Annotated in this window: 17 protein-coding genes and 2 pseudogenes; 15 read left to right on the top strand and 4 right to left on the bottom strand. The window is 70.3% G+C overall.

The genetic code is table 11. From position 1 onward, the window contains the following. Window positions 1-325: 325 nt before the first annotated feature. On the bottom strand, window positions 326-1,108 hold the full coding sequence (locus ABZ880_RS40595) for an alpha/beta hydrolase (protein ID WP_361274157.1): 783 nt from the start codon (window positions 1,106-1,108) through the stop codon (window positions 326-328). 58 nt (window positions 1,109-1,166) lie between these two features. Continuing rightward, window positions 1,167-1,490 (bottom strand): DUF427 domain-containing protein, encoded by a 324-nt coding sequence (locus ABZ880_RS40590; protein ID WP_361274154.1) that lies wholly within the window; start codon window positions 1,488-1,490, stop codon window positions 1,167-1,169. Between the two features lie 50 nt (window positions 1,491-1,540). On the opposite strand from ABZ880_RS40590, the gene ABZ880_RS40585 reads away from it, so the two are divergent. From ABZ880_RS40585 to ABZ880_RS40560, 6 genes are all read left to right on the top strand, one after another. Then, a complete protein-coding gene (locus tag ABZ880_RS40585) occupies window positions 1,541-2,080 on the top strand; it encodes a TIGR00730 family Rossman fold protein (protein ID WP_361274151.1) in 540 nt (179 codons plus the stop codon). A 26-nt stretch (window positions 2,081-2,106) separates the two neighbouring features. Next, the gene (locus ABZ880_RS40580) at window positions 2,107-2,796 is read left to right on the top strand and encodes an SDR family oxidoreductase (protein WP_361274148.1); all 690 of its coding nucleotides are present in this window, start codon (window positions 2,107-2,109) and stop codon (window positions 2,794-2,796) included. Next, the gene (locus ABZ880_RS40575) at window positions 2,793-3,194 is read left to right on the top strand and encodes a hypothetical protein (RefSeq protein ID WP_361274145.1); all 402 of its coding nucleotides are present in this window, start codon (window positions 2,793-2,795) and stop codon (window positions 3,192-3,194) included. Before ABZ880_RS40580 ends, ABZ880_RS40575 begins: the two co-directional genes overlap by 4 nt. Window positions 3,195-3,226: 32 nt before the next feature. Next, window positions 3,227-4,234 (top strand): methionine synthase, encoded by a 1,008-nt coding sequence (locus tag ABZ880_RS40570; RefSeq protein ID WP_361274142.1) that lies wholly within the window; start codon window positions 3,227-3,229, stop codon window positions 4,232-4,234. Window positions 4,235-4,249: 15 nt separating this feature from the next. After that, the gene (gene ligA, locus ABZ880_RS40565; protein WP_361274139.1) at window positions 4,250-6,442 is read left to right on the top strand and encodes an NAD-dependent DNA ligase LigA; all 2,193 of its coding nucleotides are present in this window, start codon (window positions 4,250-4,252) and stop codon (window positions 6,440-6,442) included. A gap of 259 nt (window positions 6,443-6,701) precedes the next feature. Further along, the gene (locus ABZ880_RS40560) at window positions 6,702-8,936 is read left to right on the top strand and encodes a bifunctional diguanylate cyclase/phosphodiesterase (protein ID WP_361274136.1); all 2,235 of its coding nucleotides are present in this window, start codon (window positions 6,702-6,704) and stop codon (window positions 8,934-8,936) included. Between the two features lie 71 nt (window positions 8,937-9,007). On the opposite strand, the pseudogene ABZ880_RS40555 reads toward ABZ880_RS40560, so the two are convergent. Next, window positions 9,008-9,573, bottom strand: a pseudogene (locus ABZ880_RS40555) (TetR/AcrR family transcriptional regulator). A 96-nt stretch (window positions 9,574-9,669) separates the two neighbouring features. Here ABZ880_RS40555 and ABZ880_RS40550 point away from each other — a divergent pair. The 6 genes and pseudogenes from ABZ880_RS40550 to gatB all read left to right on the top strand — a co-directional run bounded on the left by ABZ880_RS40550 (window position 9,670) and on the right by gatB (window position 14,202). Continuing rightward, entirely contained in the window at window positions 9,670-10,041 is a 372-nt protein-coding gene (locus tag ABZ880_RS40550) for a DUF4267 domain-containing protein (RefSeq protein ID WP_361274134.1), read from the top strand. Window positions 10,042-10,066: 25 nt separating this feature from the next. After that, window positions 10,067-10,556 (top strand): annotated as a pseudogene (locus ABZ880_RS40545) (cupin domain-containing protein). A gap of 84 nt (window positions 10,557-10,640) precedes the next feature. After that, window positions 10,641-10,937 (top strand): Asp-tRNA(Asn)/Glu-tRNA(Gln) amidotransferase subunit GatC, encoded by a 297-nt coding sequence (gene gatC, locus ABZ880_RS40540; RefSeq protein WP_007384860.1) that lies wholly within the window; start codon window positions 10,641-10,643, stop codon window positions 10,935-10,937. Window positions 10,938-10,942: 5 nt separating this feature from the next. Further along, window positions 10,943-12,436 carry an Asp-tRNA(Asn)/Glu-tRNA(Gln) amidotransferase subunit GatA gene (gene gatA / locus ABZ880_RS40535; protein ID WP_361274132.1) on the top strand — a complete coding sequence of 498 codons (1,494 nt, stop codon included), beginning with the start codon at window positions 10,943-10,945 and terminating at the stop codon, window positions 12,434-12,436. Next, window positions 12,433-12,672, top strand: coding sequence for a hypothetical protein (locus ABZ880_RS40530; protein WP_361274129.1), 240 nt, complete (start codon window positions 12,433-12,435; stop codon window positions 12,670-12,672). Before gatA ends, ABZ880_RS40530 begins: the two co-directional genes overlap by 4 nt. A gap of 15 nt (window positions 12,673-12,687) precedes the next feature. After that, window positions 12,688-14,202: an Asp-tRNA(Asn)/Glu-tRNA(Gln) amidotransferase subunit GatB gene (gene gatB / locus ABZ880_RS40525; protein ID WP_361274127.1), complete on the top strand. Its 1,515-nt coding sequence runs from the start codon at window positions 12,688-12,690 to the stop codon at window positions 14,200-14,202. Window positions 14,203-14,285: 83 nt separating this feature from the next. Here gatB and ABZ880_RS40520 read toward each other — a convergent pair whose 3' ends face one another. After that, entirely contained in the window at window positions 14,286-15,092 is an 807-nt protein-coding gene (locus tag ABZ880_RS40520) for a methyltransferase domain-containing protein (protein ID WP_361274123.1), read from the bottom strand. Between the two features lie 186 nt (window positions 15,093-15,278). Here ABZ880_RS40520 and ABZ880_RS40515 point away from each other — a divergent pair, with 186 nt between their 5' ends. The 3 genes from ABZ880_RS40515 to ABZ880_RS40505 all read left to right on the top strand — a co-directional run bounded on the left by ABZ880_RS40515 (window position 15,279) and on the right by ABZ880_RS40505 (window position 18,563). Next, a complete protein-coding gene (locus ABZ880_RS40515) occupies window positions 15,279-15,572 on the top strand; it encodes a hypothetical protein (protein WP_361274121.1) in 294 nt (97 codons plus the stop codon). 191 nt (window positions 15,573-15,763) lie between these two features. Beyond that, window positions 15,764-18,010 carry an MMPL family transporter gene (locus ABZ880_RS40510; protein ID WP_361274118.1) on the top strand — a complete coding sequence of 749 codons (2,247 nt, stop codon included), beginning with the start codon at window positions 15,764-15,766 and terminating at the stop codon, window positions 18,008-18,010. After that, window positions 17,988-18,563 (top strand): GNAT family protein, encoded by a 576-nt coding sequence (locus ABZ880_RS40505; protein ID WP_361274115.1) that lies wholly within the window; start codon window positions 17,988-17,990, stop codon window positions 18,561-18,563. Before ABZ880_RS40510 ends, ABZ880_RS40505 begins: the two co-directional genes overlap by 23 nt. Window positions 18,564-18,597 lie beyond the last annotated feature (34 nt).

Raw genomic sequence — 18,597 nt, 5'->3', positions numbered from 1 at the left:
GAAGCCGACGAGGGAGGAACAGGTCAGCACCCAGGTGTGCCGCCGGACGTACGAGATCTTCTCCCGGTCGTCGGGAGGGGCCGGAAGCAGTCCGGGATAGGCGTGGCCGGAAACGGCCTTGCGCGGGTCGGCCCGGCGGCGGCGCTGCGGCGGGACCGCGGGGATGCCGCCGTCGGACTGGGCGTGCGGGGTGTTCAAGGGGCGTGCTCCACAAGCGAGCCGGAATGCCGGGGGACAAGGTGGCTCGCCGCCGAAGCGCGAGTTGATTGTGAATCTTATGTGACTACTGCTTACGGGAGGGTCTCGGACTGCTCAAGGTTTGTTCTTAAGCCGCCGCGAAGAACTCCGCCAGCACGGGCGCGAGGACGTTCGGATCCACCATGTGCGTCTGGCCCTGCAGACTCCGGTACGTCCCCCGGGGTGCCGTTTCGGCCACCGCCCGGGCGGCCTCGCGCAGCCAGGTGGGGCTCGCGTCGCCCGCGACGGACAGGACGGGCACGTCGATCGCGGCCAGCCGGTCCCGTGGCACCAGACCGTCGCCCATCACGGCGTTGTCGTAGGCGAGACTCGGTGCGATCGACTCCATTCCGGCCCACATGGGGGAGTGGCGGGCGCCCTGGATCATCTCCTCGGCCAGCCCGGTGAGCCGGAGGAACAGCTCGACCGCGTCCCCGCGCCGGCCCTGTTCGAGCGCCTCGGTGAGGTGTTCGGTGTATTCGGCGCGCTCCTTGGCGCCACCCTCGTAGACGGCGAACGGCACCTCGTACACGGCCGCCCGGCGGACGGGCAGCCCGCTCGCCGCCGCCTCGAGGACCAGCGCGCCGCCCGACGAGATGCCGTACAGCGATGCCTCGCCGCCCGCCGCGTCGATCAGTGCGGCGAGGTCCTCGACCTCGCGGGCGACCGAGTAGGGCTCGGTGTCACCGCTCTCGCCGCGGCCCCGGCGGTCGTAGGAGATGACGCTGAAGCGACCGGAGAGGGGCCCGGCGAGGGGCGCCACGGTGGCGCCCGTCGACATGGCGCCGCTCACCAGGATGACCGCCGGGCCCTGCCCGGTTCGTTGGTACGCGAGGGAGGTGCCGTCGCGCGAGATGGTCTGCTTGTCCATGCCGTGGAGACTGCCCCACGGCATGGAAATCATCGGTGAGGCGTACCGGTCGTACGGGTCACAGCACCTCGACGTCGTAGAAGCAGAGGTGCCCCTTGATCTCGGCGACGTCCGGCTTGGGCTCCTGGTACGACCACACCAGGTCGGCCGCGTCGGGCAGCGACCAGTAGGAGGCCGTGCCCTTGAACGGGCAGTAGGTGTGGGTGTCGGAAGGGGTCAGCAGATCGAGTCGTACGTCGTCGGCGGGGAGGTAGTACCGCGGCGGACAGCCCGTTTCCTTGAGGACGAGGGGCCGTTCGCTCTCCGCCAGGATCTGGTCGCCGTGCACCACGCGCACGTGCTGGTCGACTTGCTCGATGGTGATCGTGTGTCCTTCTGCCATACCGGAAAAGCGTTCGCGGGCCCCAGGTTCTTCCCGCGTACGGTGACCTCATGCGAATCTGCGTCTTCCTCTCCGCCGCCGACCTCGACGACCGCTACACGCGCCCCGCGCGCGACTTCGCGAAACTGCTGGGCAAGGGCGGGCACACCCTCGTCTGGGGCTGTTCGGACGTCGGGTTGATGAAGGTGGTCGCCGACGGCGTGCAGGAGGCGGGAGGACGTCTGTGCGGGGTCTCCGTGGACTTCCTGGCGGCCAAGGCACGGCAGGGCGCGGACGAGATGGTGATCGCCCGTGACCTCGCCGAACGCAAGAGGCTGCTGCTGGAGAAGGCCGACGCGGTGGTGATCATGGTGGGCGGTACGGGCACGCTCGACGAGGCCACCGAGATCCTGGAACTGAAGAAGCACGGCCACACGGACAAGCCGGTGGTGCTCCTGAACACCGCGGGCTTCTACGACGGTCTGAAGGAGCAGTTCCGCCGCATGGAGGACGAGGGTTTCCTGCCCCGTCCGCTGACCGACCTGGTGTTCTTCGCCGAGGAGCCGGTGGGGGCGCTGGCGTACCTGGAGGAGAGCCAGGGCGTGGAGTAGTCGCCGGCGGGTGCGAGCATGGCGGCATGGCTACACATGTGATCACCGGGGCGGGCTCCGGCATCGGCGCGGCGGTCACCCGCCGCCTCCACGCGCGCGGGGACGAACTCGTGCTGCACGCGCGCGACGCGGGCCGTGCGAAGGAGCTGGCGGCGGAGTTCCCGGGAGCGAGGACCCTGGTGGGCGACCTGGCCGACCCGGACAGGCTGAGCTGGGCCTTCTCGCACCAGTCCCTGCCCGACCGCGTGGACTCGCTGCTGCACATCGCCGGCGTGGTCGACCTGGGTCCGGTGGGGGAGCTGACCCCGAAGACCTGGCGCCACCAGCTGAACGTCAACCTGATCTCACCCGCCGAACTGACCCGCCACCTCCTGCCCCAACTCCGCGCCGCCCGCGGCCACGTGGTCTTCGTCAACTCCGGCGCGGGCCTGAACGCCCACGCCGACTGGTCCGCCTACGCGGCCTCGAAGCACGGACTGAAGGCCCTGGCGGACTCGCTGCGCCACGAGGAGCACGGCAACGGCGTCCGCGTGACCTCGGTCTACCCCGGCCGTACGGCGAGCCCCATGCAGGCCAAGGTCCACCAGCAGGAGGGCAAGGAGTACGACGCGTCGAAGTGGATCGACCCGGAGTCCGTGGCCACCACGATCCTGATGGCCGTGGACCTGCCGCGGGACGCGGAGGTCAACGACCTGACGGTGCGGCCCGGAAAGTGACCGGGCCGGCGCGGTGGGACAGGGCGAGCGGCGCGGTGGTCCGGGCCTGGCTCGACGAGGTCTGGGAGCGCACCGAGGCCGCGGTCGTCCTCGAAGGCGGCGACAACGGCGGTCCCCTCGACGGGCGCAGGATCCGCGGCGAGGTCTTCGACCCGGACGATCTCGCCGAGCTGCGCTCCCTCGCCACGGCCGGCGAGTTCGCGGACGACATCTGCCGCTGTCACGGCGGCCCGACCATCGCCCTGCTCGATGCGGAGGGCGAGTTCATCGGGAGCGGCAGCGTGCACGGGGAGACCGACGTCTCCTGGGAGCGCGGCCGCTTCCGGAACAACCTGGAGGTCGCGGACCCGGCGGGGCTGGTCGCCTTCCTGGAACGGCACGGGATCCGCATGCGGTGAAGCCGCGCCCGGAGGTTACGTACGCTTCCGGGGTGAGCAACAACAGCCAGTTCAGCTTCGGTCCCGCCACCGGCGTCGGCTCCCTGCCGGGAGGCGACGCCCGGGAGGCCGCCAAGACCGCCACCGGTGCCGTCGAGGACTTCCCCTTCCTGCCCGAACTGCCTGCCCGGGGCCCCGGCGCGGACATGATCGGCAGGACCGCCGGGATGCTCGTCGAGCTGTACGCGCGCGTGGAGCCCAGCGGCTGGCGGATCGGCGACCGCCCCGGCCGGGACACCAAGCGCGCCCGGTCCTGGCTCGGCGAAGACCTCGATGCCATTGAGGAGTTCACACAGGGGTACGACGGCCCGCTCAAGGTGCAGGCCGTGGGGCCCTGGACCCTCGCCGCCGGTCTCGAGCTGAAGAACGGCGAGGCCGCTCTCGGCGACCCCGGCGCCTGCCGCGACCTCGCCGCCTCGCTCGGCGAAGGGCTCCGCCTCCACCTCGCCGAGCTGCACCGCCGCATCCCCGGCGCACAACTCGTCCTTCAGCTCGACGAGCCGTCCCTGATCGCCGTACTGCGCGGACAGGTGAAGACCGCCAGCGGCTACCGGACGCACCGCGCCGTCGACCGGCAGGTCGTCGAGGCCACCCTCCGCGACGTCGTCGGGGTTCACAGCGACGGCCCCACCGTGGTCCACTCCTGCGCACCGGACGTCCCGTTCGCCCTCCTGCGCAGGGCGGGCGCGGCGGCGATCTCCTTCGACTTCTCGCTCCTCACCGAGCGTGACGACGACGCGATCGGCGAGGCGGTGGAAGGGGGGACGAGGCTCTTCGCCGGTGTCGTACCGAGCACGGACGGCCGATTGTCAGACCCTGCCGGTAGCGTCATGGGTGTCAGGACGCTGTGGCGCAGGCTGGGGCTGCAACCGGGGCTTCTCGCGGAGGCGGTCACGATCACGCCGTCGTGCGGACTCGCGGGGGCCTCCCCCGACTACGCGCGCAAGGCACTCGCCCACTGCGTCCGGGCGGCGAGATCCCTCGCGGACAACCCAGAGTAACGGGAGGACAACACGGTGGCCGGCGAAAAGCAAGCGGAGACGACGGTGCCCGCCGAGGCACGGGAGAAGCACGCGCAGCTCGCTGAGCAGATCGAGGAGCACCGCTTCCGGTACTACGTGAACGACGCTCCGGTCATCAGCGACGCGGACTTCGACAAGCTGCTGCGCTCCCTGGAGGCGCTGGAGGAGGAGCACCCGGAGCTGCGTACGCCGGACTCGCCGACCCAGAAGGTCGCGGGGGCGTACGAAACCGAGTTCACCGCGGTGCAGCACCGCTCACGCATGCTCTCCCTCGACAACGCCTTCAGCGACGAGGAGTTGGCCGCCTGGGCGGAGCGCGTCGCCAAGGACGTCGGCGGTCCCGACTACCACCTGCTGTGCGAGCTCAAGGTCGACGGCCTCGCCGTCAACCTCACCTACGAGCACGGTCGCCTCACGCGCGCGGCGACCCGCGGCGACGGTCGTACGGGCGAGGACATCACTCCCAATGTCCGTACGATCGCGGAGATTCCGGACAGGCTGGGCGGCGACCGCGTCCCCGATCTCGTGGAGATCCGCGGCGAGGTCTACTTCCCGATGGAGAAGTTCGAGGAGCTCAACGCCCGCCTGGTCGAGGCCGGCGACAAGCCCTTCGCCAACCCGCGCAACGCGGCCGCGGGTTCACTGCGCCAGAAGGACCCGCGCGTCACCGCCACCCGCCCCCTCCACATGGTCGTCCACGGCATCGGCGCCCTGGAGGGCTTCGAGGGCCTCACCCGCCTCTCCCAGGGCTACGACCTGCTCAAGACCTGGGGCCTGCCCACCTCCCGGCACAACAAGGTCGTCGACGACCTCGACGGCGTACGGGAGTTCATCGCGTACTACGGCGAGAACCGCCACTCCGTGGAGCACGAGATCGACGGAGTCGTCGTCAAGCTCGACGAAATCCCGCTCCAGGGACGCCTCGGCTCCACCTCCCGTGCGCCGCGCTGGGCGATCGCGTACAAGTACGCGCCCGAGGAGGTCAACACCAAGCTCATCAACATCCGCGTGGGCGTGGGCCGCACGGGCCGGGTCACGCCGTACGCCCAGGTCGAGCCGGTCACGGTGGCCGGCTCGGAGGTCGAGTTCGCCACCCTGCACAACCAGGACGTCGTCAAGGCCAAGGGCGTCCTCATCGGCGACACGGTGGTGCTGCGCAAGGCCGGTGACGTCATCCCGGAGATCCTCGGCCCGGTCGTCGACCTGCGCGACGGCAGCGAGCGCGAGTTCGTGATGCCGGCCGAGTGCCCCGAGTGCGGGACGGCCCTGCGGCCGATGAAGGAGGGCGACGTCGACCTGCGCTGCCCCAACGCCCGCACCTGCCCGGCCCAGTTGCGCGAGCGCCTGTTCTACCTGGCGGGCCGCAAGGCGCTGGACATCGAGCACTTCGGATACGTCGCAGCCGCGGCCCTCACCAAGCCGCTGGAGCCCGCCGACCCGCCGCTGCTGGACGAGGGCGACCTCTTCGACCTCACCATCGAGCAGCTGCTGCCCATCAAGGCGTACGTCCTCGACCAGGACAGCGGCCTGCCCAAGCGCGACCCGAAGACCGGCGAGGAGAAGATCGCCACCGTCTTCGCCAACCAGCAGGGCGAGCCCAAGAAGAACGCGGTCGCGATGCTGGAGAACATCGCGGCCGCCAAGGAGCGCCCCCTCGCCCGCATCCTCACCGGCCTGTCGATCCGTCACGTCGGCCCGGTCGCCGCCGAGGCGCTGGCCCGCGAGTTCCGGTCGATCGAGCGCATCGAGCAGGCCACGGAGGAGGAGCTGGCGAACACCGACGGCGTCGGCGGGATCATCGCCGCCTCCCTCAAGGAGTGGTTCGCCGAGGAGTGGCACCAGGAGATCCTCCGCAAGTGGCGGGCCGCAGGCGTCCGCATGGAGGAGGAGGGCTCCGGAGAGGACGAAGGACCCCGTCCGCTGGAAGGGCTTACGGTCGTCGTCACCGGCACCCTCGAACACTTCACGCGGGACGGAGCCAAGGAGGCACTCCAGACTCGCGGAGCGAAAGTGACCGGTTCTGTTTCGAAGAAGACGTCTTTCGTTGTGGTGGGCGACAATCCTGGTTCCAAATATGACAAGGCGATGCAGCTCAAAGTGCCTGTTCTGAACGAGGAAGGCTTCAACGTCCTGCTGGAACAGGGGCCGGACGCGGCGGCAGAAGTTGCGCTTCCCACAGAGGAGTAGCGATTGAACGCCACCCGATCGGCGCATACCAGATGCATACAGGTGGCCGGAGTGCATTCGGGCAACCGTCGACGACCGCTGCCCGTGGAAGCCTTCTGCGGCCTACTGTTGAGATGTGCACCTGCCGTGCCCAGCTGCGGTTGGGGCATCCCCTTGCTCTTGACGAGCAAGGGGAAGGGTTTTCCAACGCGGTGCCGTTGAAGGTTGTCGGGCATCGGACCGCGTGGCGTGGGCACCGCCGGCTGTGAGAGGGACGGGAATGGAACCGACCGAGAGCGCCGCCCCGGACTCACGGCTGCGCCTGCGCCGGGTCACCGGCGCGTGGCGGGCGAGTCGCTGGGCGGAACGTCCGGGCGCGGAGGGGCGCGCCACCGGACAGTACACCGCGACGGACGGCCGCGCCCCGCACCTCACCACCGACCACACCTCCGGCCTGCCGGGCGCCGAGACGGAACGGCACCTGTCGTGGCCCGCGCTGCCCGCGGCGGTCGTCGCGGCGGCCGCGTTCGTCCTCGGCGCCGGCTTCTACCGGGCGTTCACCGGGACGCACGCGCTCTTCCCGTCCGGCACCGTCGGCTGGTCCCTGGCCGTGCTGACCGGCATCATCGTCGGCCATCTGGTCATGCTCGGCCGCTCCCGCTGGTGGGGCGGCACGGGCTCCGGCGCCGCCCTCACCCTCGCCGTCCTGATGCTGTACGGCTGGGTGCCCGCGGGCATGGTCAGCCTCACCGTCGTCGTGCTGGTCGGCATAGCCCGCCGAAACCGCTGGCGCCAGGGAGTGTTGCAGGGCTCGGTGGACATACTGGGCATCGGCACCGGGGCCCTCGTGCTGGGCGCCTTCGGACGCGTGCCGTCCGTGGAGAATCCCTGGAACCCCGACAGCTGGACCCTCTACACCGCCCCCGAGGTGGTGCTGGTCGCCACCGCCTACCTCCTGGTCACCCGCACCCTGCTCTGGTATCTGCACGCCCCGCGCCACGGCGGACTGCCCACCGTCGCCCGCACCGCCCTGGTCAGACAGGGCCTGGTCGCGGTCGCGCTGCTCGGCATAGCCCCGCTGGTATGTGTGGTCGCCGTGGCCCAGCCGGTGCTGCTGCCGCTGTTCGCCATCCCGCTGATCGCCCTCGACTCCACGCTGTGGATAGCCCGCGCCCGGGCCGAGGAGCAGCTGCGCGACCCGCTGACCGGACTGCCCAACCGGCAGTGGCTGCTGGAGCGTATCTGGACCGCGCTGGACGACGCCGAGCGCATCGGCGCGCGCGCCGCCCTGATGCTGATCGACCTGGACCGCTTCCGCTCGGTCAACGACACGCTCGGGCATCTCGCCGGTGACCGGCTCCTGCTGCAGATAGCCGACCGGCTGCGCCTTGCGCTCCCGCGAGGGGCGGAGGCCGCGCGGCTCGGCGGCGACGAGTTCGCCGTTTTACTGCCGGTCGCCGACTCCACGACGTCCGCGACCCGTTTGGCCCGCGGTCTCGTGGCCGCGCTCAGCTCCCCGCTCGACCTCGACGGGCTCACGCTCGTCCTTGAGGCCAGTGCGGGCGTCGCCGTCTTCCCGGACCACGCCCTGGACGCCGAGGGGCTGCTGCGGCGGGCGGACGTGGCGATGTACCAGGCGAAGCGGGACCGTACGGGCGTGGAGGTGTACGAGTCCAAGCGGGACTCCAACACCCCGGACCGGCTCGGGCTGCTGGGCGATCTGCGCCGGGCGCTCGATGCGCACGAGGTGCAGCTGCACTACCAGCCCAAGGTCCGCTTCGACGGGCAGGTGGCCGGGCTGGAGGCCCTGGTCCGCTGGGTGCATCCCGAGCGCGGGAAGGTGCCGCCGGACGAGTTCATAGCGATCGCCGAGTCCTCCGGGCTGATGCCGCATCTGACCGAGTACGTGCTGGAGACGGCCCTCGGCCAGGTCGCCGAGTGGCGGGCCCAGGGGCTGTACGTCCCCGTCGCAGTCAACGTCTCCCCGCGCGACGTCCACACGCCCGGGTTCGCCGGTTCCGTGGCCGCGCGCCTCGCCCGGCACGGAGTGCCCGCGGGAGCGCTCCAACTCGAGATAACGGAACACGTCCTCCTGGAGGACCCGCAGCGCGCCGCGGACACCCTCAACGGGCTGACCGGGCACGGCGTGAAGATGTCGCTGGACGACTTCGGCACGGGGTACTCCTCGCTCGTGCATCTACGGCGACTGCCGGTGAGCGAGCTGAAGATCGACCGTTCCTTCGTGGCCCGGCTGGCCGTCGACACCGAGGACGCGGAGATCGTCCGCTGCACGGTGGATCTCGCGCACTCGCTCGGCCTGCTGGTCGTCGCCGAGGGCGTCGAGGACGACGAGACCTGGGAACGCCTGCGCGACCTGGGCTGCGACGCCGTACAGGGCTGGCTGGTCGCGGCGGCGATGCCGCCGGAGGAGACCACGGCGTGGCTACGGGCCCGGGGCTCCCGCGGCTGGCAGCGCCCCCGAGCGGCCCTCCCGGCAGCGGCCACCGACGAGTAGCTTTCCGGCTGGCCGAGGAGTGGAGGAGCGGCCGTAGCCCGTGGGGCGGCTCGCCGGTGTGGTCTCCTCCCTCAGTCGACCCCTGCCGTGAAGTGGCCGATCAGCAGTGCCCGGCGCTGCTCGTGTGCCCTTTCCCTGATGCCCAGCGGCCGCCTGCCCGGCCCGCCCCGTACGTCTCCGTCAGCACCCCCAGGTCATCGCCTTCGGCCGTGATCGGGGCCACCGCCTGGGCCGGCTCCCCGAACGCCGCCTTCAGCGGCTCCGGAACCTCCTCCCTGGCGACGGCAGGTCCACGGCGTGGGTGAACATCGCGTCGTACAGGGCCGGCCGGCGTCGCCCGAAGTCCGAGTACGCCTGGCCCACCGCGGCGAGCGCCCGCGCGTGTCCTTCGCCGCCCCGCGCGCCGTACGCAACTCCTCGGCCAGGTCCGCGCAGCCCTGTACCGCGACCGCCGCCATGATCGCGTCCTTGCCCTTGAAGTGGCTGTAGAGGACGGGCCGGCTGTACTCGATCTCCGCCGCCAGCCGACGGGTCGTCACCGCGTCCCAGCCTCGGCCGCCGCCGGTCCGCGCGCGGCCGTGACGATCAGCCGCTCGCGCTCCGCTCGTTCGCGCTCCCGGCGCGTCTGAAGCGACATGGCAAGAATTCTAGCAGCGCTAGTCAACCTGTCGATGCTCTGCTAGCGTCGATTGTGTTGCTAGCGCCGCTAGAAGCAATTCATCGAGGGGGATCCATGACCGTCACCGCCTACACCCTGGCCGTGCTGCTCAACCTGTTCTGCCTGTTCCTCGGCTACCGGTTCCTGTTCCAGCCGGGCCCGTCCGCCGCCGGTTACGGTGTGCCCGCCCGTCCGGACGGCGACGCCGGCGCCTATCTCTCGATCAAGGGCCTCAGGGACGGCACCCTCGGCGTGATCGGCCTCGCTGTGCTGGTCTTCGCCGGGGCGCATGCCGAGGCCTGGCTCATGCTGTGCGTGGCGCTCATCCCGTTCGGCGACACATTGATAGTCCTGCGCAACGGCGGGACGAAAGCCGTGGCGTTCGGGGTCCACTTCGCCACCGCGATCGTTGTGCTGATCAGTGCCGGACTGCTCTTCGCGGTCTGACGACGTTTCGCAGGGGAGCCGAACCATGTCGTTGTTCGTACCGAAGTTCGACGAGACCGTCCTGGTCCGTGACGCGGAGGCCGAGGTGGTCGGGGGAGACCCCGTCGCCGTGCGGCTGCTGGCCGACAGCAGTGCCAGCGGCGGTGCTCTGTCCACCGTGCGCGTCACCCTCGCCGAGGGTGCCGACGGAGCCCGTCCACATCTGCACCGCAATTCCGCCGAGATGTTCTACCTGCTCGACGGCGCCGCCGAGGTCCTCTCCGGCGACGACGTCGTCACCGCCGAGCGGGGCGATCTGCTCATCGTCCCGCCGGATCGCCCGCACGCCTTCGCCGCCGCCCCCGGTGCCACGGCGGATCTGCTCATCGTCATCACGCCGGGCGTCGAACGCTTCGAGTAGCCGCCACCTGCAGCGCATCCGCCTGGGCGAGGTCGCCCCGGAGACGCTGTTGGAGGTGCAGGAGCTGTACGACAACCACTTCCTGCGCAGCCCAGCGTGGGAAGCTCGCCCGTGAGAGGAGAAACCGTTTAACGGCCACCGGGCCCCGCCCCCTAGGATTGGGCCCAAACCACACACACTCACCCCAGAGGAACGCTGCATGCCTGGCATCACGCGCGAGGAGGTCGCCCACCTCGCCCGGCTGGCGCGTCTGGAGCTGAAGCCCGAAGAGCTCGAACACTTCGCAGGCCAGCTGGACGACATCATCGGCGCGGTGGCTCGCGTCAGCGAGGTCGCCGACCAAGACGTACCGCCGACCTCGCACCCGCTCCCGCTGACGAACGTCATGCGGGCGGACGAGGTCCGTCCGTCGCTCACCCCCGAGCAGGCGCTCTCCGGCGCCCCGGCCCAGGAGCAGCAGCGTTTCAAGGTGCCGCAGATCCTGGGGGAGGACTAATCGCCATGACGGACATCATCAAGCTCACGGCCGCCGAGACCGCCGCGAAGATCGCCTCCGGCGAGCTCACGGCCGTACAGGTCGCCGAGGCCCACCTGGCCCGTATCGAGGCCGTCGACGAGAAGGTGCACGCCTTCCTGCACATCGACCGCGAGGGCGCCCTCGCCCAGGCCCGTGCCGTCGACGAGAAGCGCGCCAAGGGGGAGAAGCTCGGTCCTCTCGCCGGCGTGCCGCTCGCGCTCAAGGACATCTTCACCACCGAGGGCATTCCGACGACCGTCGGTTCGAAGATCCTCGAGGGCTGGATCCCGCCGTACGACGCGACCCTCACCAAGAAGCTGAAGGCCGCCGACGTCGTCATCCTCGGCAAGACCAACATGGACGAGTTCGCCATGGGGTCGTCGACGGAGAACAGCGCCTTCGGGCCGACCGGCAACCCGTGGGACCTCACCCGCATCCCCGGCGGCTCCGGCGGCGGTTCCTCCGCCGCGCTCGCCTCCTTCCAGGCGCCGCTCGCCATCGGCACCGACACCGGCGGCTCCATCCGCCAGCCGGCCGCAGTCACCGGCACGGTGGGCGTGAAGCCGACGTACGGGGCCGTGTCCCGCTTCGGCATGGTCGCCTTCTCCTCCTCCCTCGACCAGGGCGGGCCCTGCGCCCGTACGGTCCTGGACGCGGCGCTCCTGCACGAGGTCATCGCCGGGCACGACCCGCTGGACTCCACGTCCATCGACGCGCCCGTCCCGCCGGTCGTCGAGGCCGCCCGCAACGGCAGCGTCGAGGGCATGCGCGTCGGCGTCGTCAAGCAGTTCCGCGGCGAGGGCTACCAGGCCGGTGTCATCCAGCGGTTCGACGAGTCGGTCGCGCTGCTGAAGGAACTGGGCGCCGAGATCGTCGAGCTGGACTGTCCGAGCTTCGACCTCGCGCTGTCGGCGTACTACCTGATCGCGCCCTCCGAGTGCTCCTCCAACCTCGCCCGCTTCGACGGCCTGCGCTACGGCCTGCGTACCGGCGACGACGGCTCGCACTCCGCCGAGGAGGTCACCTCGATCACCCGCGAGGCCGGCTTCGGTCCCGAGGTCAAGCGCCGCATCATGCTCGGCACCTACGCCCTCTCCAGCGGCTACTACGACGCCTACTACGGCTCCGCCCAGAAGGTCCGCACGCTCATCACGCGCGACTTCGAGAAGGCCTTCGAGCAGGTCGACGTGATCGTCTCGCCGACCACGCCCACCACCGCCTTCCCGATCGGCGAGCGCGCCGACGACCCGATGGCGATGTACCTGGCCGACCTCTGCACCATCCCGACCAACCTCGCGGGCAACGCGGCCATGTCGCTGCCCTGCGGTCTCGCCCCGGAGGACAACCTCCCGGTCGGCCTGCAGATCATCGCGCCGGCGCTGAAGGACGACCGTCTTTACAAGGTGGGCGCCGCCGTCGAGGCCGCCTTCGTGGAAAAGTGGGGGCACCCGCTCCTGGAGGAGGCACCGTCGCTGTGAGCAAGCTGTCCAAGGCGAAGGACTTCAAGAAGTCCAAGTCCGGTACGTACCTGTCCATCGCCACCACGGCGTTCGGCGCCATCGGTGTCGCCAAGCGGCTCAAGAAGGCCCGTGCCGAGCAGGACACGCTGGTCCTGATCGACGCCACCGTGTCCGCCGTCGCCGTCGTCACCGGCCTCGCCATCCTGTACCGCGAGCTGAAGCGGCTGGGCGACGACGACGTCCTGCTGGGCTGAGAGGGAAGTTTCACCGTGACCACCACGACCGACCTGGTGTCGTACGAGGACGCTCTCGCGTCGTACGACCCCGTCATGGGCCTCGAGGTCCATGTCGAACTCGGCACCAAGACCAAGATGTTCTGCGGCTGTTCGACCGAGCTCGGTCAGGACCCCAACACGCAGACCTGCCCCACCTGCCTCGGCCTGCCCGGCGCGCTCCCGGTCGTCAACGCGACCGGCGTCGAGTCCGCGATCAAGATCGGTCTCGCGCTGAACTGCGAGATCGCCGAGTGGTGCCGTTTCGCCCGGAAGAACTACTTCTATCCGGACATGCCGAAGAACTTCCAGACCTCCCAGTACGACGAGCCGATCGCCTTCAACGGCTACCTCGACGTACAGCTGGAGGACGGCGAGACCTTCCGCGTGGAGATCGAGCGCGCCCACATGGAGGAGGACACCGGCAAGTCGACCCACGTGGGCGGCGCGACGGGCCGTATCCACGGCGCCTCGCACTCGCTGCTCGACTACAACCGCGCCGGCATCCCGCTCATCGAGATCGTCACCAAGCCGATCGAGGGTGCGGGCGAGCGCGCTCCCGAGGTCGCGAAGGCGTACGTCCGTGAGCTCCGCGAGGTCATCAAGGCGCTCGGCGTCTCCGAGGCCCGCATGGAGATGGGGCAGATGCGCTGCGACGTGAACCTGTCGCTGCGCCCGAACGGCACCGAGAAGTTCGGCACGCGCTCCGAGACGAAGAACGTCAACTCGCTGCGTTCCGTGGAGCGTGCGGCCCGTTTCGAGATCCAGCGGCACGCCGCTGTGCTGAGCAGCGGCGGGACGATCATCCAGGAGACCCGGCACTTCCACGAGGACACCGGGTCGACGACCTCGGGCCGTGTGAAGGAAGAGGCCGAGGACTACCGGTACTTCCCGGAGCCGGACCTGGTGCCGGTCGCCCCGTCCCGTGAGTGGGTCGAGGAGATCCGCGCCGCCCTGCCCGAGCTGCCGCTGGTCCGCCGCAACCGGCTCCTCGCGGAGTGGGGCATCTCGGCCACCGAGATGCAGGCGATCCTCAACGCCGGTGCGCTGGACCCGATCGTCGCCACGATCGACGCCGGCGCCGACGCGGCCTCCGCCCGCAAGTGGTGGATGGGCGAACTGGCGCGCAGCGCCAACGAGTCGGGCAAGGCGCTCGACGAGCTGGCGATCACCCCGGCGCAGGTCGCCCGGGTCACCGAGCTGGTCTCGAAGGGCGACCTGAACGACAAGCTGGCCCGCCAGGTCATCGAAGGCGTCCTCGCGGGCGAAGGCACCCCGGACGAGGTCGTCGACAAGCGCGGTCTGAAGGTCGTCTCCGACGACTCGGCGCTGGGCACGGCGGTCGACGAGGCCATCGCCGGCAACCCGGGCATCGCCGACAAGATCCGCGGCGGCAAGGTGGCCGCGGCCGGTGCCCTGGTCGGCGCGGTCATGAAGGCGACCCGGGGCCAGGCCGACGCGGCCCGCGTCAAGGAGCTGATCCTTCAGAAGCTGGGCGTCAGCGAGGGCTGAGGCCACAGGACGGGAACGGCCCCGGAGGTGTGACCTCCGGGGCCGTTCGCTTGCCTACGACGCCTGCGGGGCCGTAGGGCTGCCTACTTACGGCGTCCCACGATCCGCGCGAAGCCGAGCACATGCTCCACGTCGGCGTGCATCAGGTCGACCGACCAGCGGGCCATGTCCGCCATGAACTCGCTGGGGCTCTCCTCGGCGCACACCTCGCTCCACAGCAGCCAGTCGCGCCAGCCGTCGTCCAGCCAGTCGGCGGCCTCGACCTCCACGGCCATGCTGCGCGTCCACAGTCGCCGCCACCAGGCGGGGGTGTGGAACGCCCAGAAACCGGGGTCCTTCTCCCAGTACTCCTTGAGATGCGCCGGCGGCTCGTCGCCCGTCGGCTCCTCCCGCAGCGCCGGCACGACGATCCCGATCCGTCCGCCCGGCTTCAACAGCCGTGTCAGGGTGGGCAGATAGAGGTCGTTGGTGCCGAAGTACTGGTACGCGTCGACGGAGACGATCGCGTCGAACGTGCCCTCGCCGAACGGCAGGTCGTGCGCCTCCGTGAACAGCGGCAGCACCCGGTCGGCGACACCGGCCTCGGCGATGCGTACGGCGTTCTCGTCGGGCTTGACCCACAGGTCGGCGGCGACGACCTGGACGTCGTACTCCTTGGCGAGGAACACGGAGGTCATGGCGCGTCCGCAGCCCAGGTCCAGGACGCGGGCGCCGGGGCGCAGCGCGTCGAGGCCGAGGGCGGGGGCCAGCCATTCCAGCAGCCACAGGGCGTTCGGGCCCATCTGGTTCTCGATCGTCCAGCGGGCGTCGTAGTGGTTGCTGCGCGACCAGCGGGGGTGGGTCAGGCGGTCAGTGAGGTGGTGCGAGGTCCTGGATGTGATGTCGGACATCGGTGAACGGGCTCCTTGAGTCCTTCGTAGTGGAAAGAGATGCGTAGGAGCTCGGTCGGACCTTCAAACAATGCACCCGCTTCGGTCGTCGGCGAGGAGCCGGGGACGGCTGACGCGCGGAAGCTAGCAGCCGTGGTGGACGCCCCGCACCTGGTTTCTCAGGGGGACGCGCTACGCTCGCCCGCCATGGACGGACGCGGTGATTCCGAGATACAGGACGTCGTGGACTCCGCCGAGGACGCGCGGCGGGCCCGCTGGACGGCGACCGGCACCGGGGCGCTGCTGGCCCTCGCGGGGCTGGCCGCGTCGGTGCTCCGCCTCACCGGATCCGCCCCGGCCCTCGTGCCCGGCGCCTACGCCTTCGGTGCCTTCGTGTGTGCGCTGGCCTCGGTGCTCGGCTCCCGCGGGCGCACCCGGCGGGCGCTGTGGCTGCTGATCGTCGGGGCGATGGTGATGGCGCTGGGGGACCAGTTCGACTGAGGTGACAGAGTTCTCGTTACTGTCCTGTGATCTGCCTCCCACTCCTGTGAATAAACGCACGAACGGGCTTAACGATCACTTTCGCCTGCAAGAGTGGTCTTCACATTGCTCATGCGTTCTTTGCGGGCTGTTCACCTCATGAACGACGGTTCCCGGTCAAAGATCCACAAATCCCCCCTGGGAGCACGTTCGTGGCAGCCCTTGCACGCTGGTGTGTTCGGCACCGCCTCGTCGCGGTCCTGCTGTGGCTCCTCGCCTTCGGCGGAGTGAGCGCGGCCGCCGCGGTCACGGGCTCGGCGTACTCGAACGACTACGAGGCTCCCGGCACCGAGTCGGGCCGTGCCATGCAGCTGCTGCAGGAGGGCTTCCCGGGATCCGGCGGCGACAGCGACACCGTTGTCTGGCACACCACGTCGGGCAGCGTCCGCGCCGCCGACGTCGAGCAGACGATGACCGAGACCCTCGACAAGATCGCGGACCTGCCCGGAGTGGCGGCCGTGACCGGCCCGTACCACGGCCAGGGCACCGGCCGGATCAGCGCCGACGGGCACACCGCGTACGCCACGATCACCTTCGAGGACCGTGCCGAGGACATCAAGAAGTCCGAGGCCGAGGCCGTCGTCCATGCGGCGAAGGCGGCCGAGGCCGACGGGCTCGAGGTGGAGCTCGGCGGCAGCGCGGTCGGGCTCACCGAGTCGTCGGGCGGCCACCTGGCCGAGGTGGTCGGCGTGGTCGTCGCCGCGGTCGTGCTGTTCCTCGCCTTCGGCTCGCTCGCCGCGTCCGTGCTGCCCATCGCGACCGCGCTGGTCGGCGTCGGCACCGCGTACGCCGCGATCGTGCTGCTCGGGCACGCGATGACGGTGGCCGACTTCGCGCCCATGCTCGGCATGCTGATCGGGCTCGGCGTCGGCATCGACTACGCGCTGTTCATCGTGACCAGACACCGGCGCGGGCTGAAACGCGGGCTGTCCGTCACCGAGGCGGTCACGAACGCCGTGACGACGACGGGACGGGCCGTGGTCTTCGCAGGTGCCACCGTTTGCATAGCCCTGCTGGGGATGCTGATCCTCAGGCTCAGCTTCCTCAACGGCGTCGCGATAGCCGCCTCCCTGACCGTCGTCCTGACGGTCGCCGCCTCCGTGACGCTGCTGCCCGCCCTGCTGTCCTTCATCGGCATGCGCGCGCTGAGCCGGCGCGAGCGGCGGCGGCTGGAGGAGCACGGGCCGCAGCCGGAGCTGCCGACCGGGTTCGCCCACCGCTGGTCGGCCTTCGTGGAGCGGCACCCCAAGGTGCTCGGCGTGGTCGCCCTGGTGGTCATGACCGTCCTCGCGCTGCCGACGCTCTCCCTCCACCTGGGCACCTCCGACCAGGGCAACGACCCCAAGTCGTCCACCACCCGGCAGGCGTACGATCGCCTCGCCGACGGGTTCGGTCCCGGCGTGAACGGCCCGCTCACCCTCGTCACCAAGGTCGACGGCGCCGAGGACAAGCTCGCTCTCGACAACCTCGACGCCACCATCCGCACCACCCAGGGCGTCGCGTCGGTGACGCCGGTGACGTACAACAGCGCCGGTGACACGGCGTACTTCACGCTCGTCCCGCAGTCGGCGCCCCAGTCGCAGAAGACCAGCGACCTCGTCGACCGGCTGCGCACCGAGGTGCTGCCGCGGGCCGAGACCGGCACCTCGCTCGACCTGAAGGTCGGCGGTGTGACGGCCAGCTACGACGACTTCGCCGACGTCATCGTCGGCAAGCTGCCCCTGTTCGTCGGCGTCGTCATCGGCCTCGGCTGTCTGCTCCTGCTGCTCGCCTTCCGGTCCATCGGCATCCCGGCGAAGGCCGCCGCGATGAACGTCGCCGCCGTCGCCGCCGCCTTCGGCATAGTCGTCGCGATCTTCCAATGGGGCTGGGGCAGCGAGCTGCTGGGCCTGGGCCGCGCCGGACCGATCGAGCCCTTCCTCCCCGTGATCATGGTGTCCGTCCTCTTCGGGCTCTCCATGGACTACCAGGTCTTCCTGGTCAGCCGGATGTACGAGGAGTGGCTGGAGACCGGCGACAACCGGCGCGCCGTCCGCGTGGGCCTCGCCGAGACCAGCCGGGTGATCAACTCCGCCGCGGTCATCATGATCTCGGTCTTCCTCGCCTTCGTGCTCAGCGGCGACCGCGTGATCGCCATGTTCGGCATCGCCCTCGCCTCCGCCGTAGCCCTCGACGCCTTCGTCCTGCGTACGCTGCTGGTGCCGGCCCTCATGCACATGCTCGGCGGCGCCAACTGGTGGCTGCCCCGCTGGCTCGACCAGCGCCTGCCCCGCATCAGCATCGAACCGCCCGAGTGCCGCGCCGCCCATGAAAGGCTGGCCGCTGCCACCGACGCCGAGGTGGCGGACGTACTGGCGAAGGGGCGGGAAGAAGAGGATGTACGCGATATCCCTGGGTGACGACGGAGCCGAACTGCGTCCCCTGGAGCCGTGGCACGCCGAGGAGTTCCTGGCGCATCTGGAGCGGGGGCGGGAGTTCATCGGGCAGTTCATCCCGTTCGGCTCGCAGGCCGTGGACGTGCCCTCCGCACGGCAGACGCTCCAGCGGTACGCCGACATGCGCGCCGCCGACACCGCCTCGTACCACGGCATCTGGCTGGACGGAAAGCTCGTGGGCGGCGTGCTCACGCTGAACTTCGACGTGGAGACCGGCAACGCCGAGGTCGGCTGCTGGCTGGAGCCCGCCGCGACCGGACGCGGGCTGATCACCCGGGCGATGCGGGTGCTCATCGACTGGGCGGTCGAGGAACGCGGCATCCACCGCATCGAATGGGTCGCCGCCGCGGGCAACACACCCAGCCTGAACGTCGCCCGGCGCCTGGGCATGACCCGCGATGGGGTCCGGCGGGAGGCGCACCCCTATGGTGGCGTACGGCACGACCTGGAGGTGTGGTCGATCCTCGCCCCCGAATGGCGTGAAGCACGCGCGCGTGCCGCACACAACGATCATTAAGACGCCTCTCAGACAGGATCCGTACGGTGCCGGA

The organism is Streptomyces sp. NPDC047043 (genome assembly GCF_040644055.1).
In the GTDB taxonomy this organism is placed as follows: domain Bacteria; phylum Actinomycetota; class Actinomycetes; order Streptomycetales; family Streptomycetaceae; genus Streptomyces.
This window is presented reverse-complemented; position numbering and strand designations above follow the sequence as displayed.